Raw genomic sequence first — 223 nt, 5'->3', positions numbered from 1 at the left:
GGCCGCCGCTGTACGGGCCCATGCCGGCAAAACCGTAGGCAGCACCCGCTGTGCCTGGATTTGCCGTCAGGCAAAAGCCGGACAAGCCCCGTTCGCAATTTTCGCAAAAGCCGCAGCCGATGTTGAACGGCAGACAGACAACGTCGCCGACCTTAACGCGCTCGACGGCGTTGCCGACCTCGATGACTTCACCCATGTTTTCGTGGCCCAAGATACGGCCCGT

1 protein-coding gene is annotated in these 223 nt (G+C 61.9%); it reads right to left on the bottom strand.

Annotation, left to right across the window (positions count from 1 at the left end; genetic code table 11):
- Positions 1 to 223: alcohol dehydrogenase catalytic domain-containing protein (locus KVT32_RS32025; RefSeq protein WP_217619630.1), on the bottom strand; the 223-nt coding region annotated here is incomplete at both ends.

The sequence above is a fragment of the Achromobacter sp. GbtcB20 genome, from assembly GCF_019091095.1.
Classification (GTDB): domain Bacteria; phylum Pseudomonadota; class Gammaproteobacteria; order Burkholderiales; family Burkholderiaceae_B; genus Achromobacter; species Achromobacter mucicolens.
This window is presented reverse-complemented; position numbering and strand designations above follow the sequence as displayed.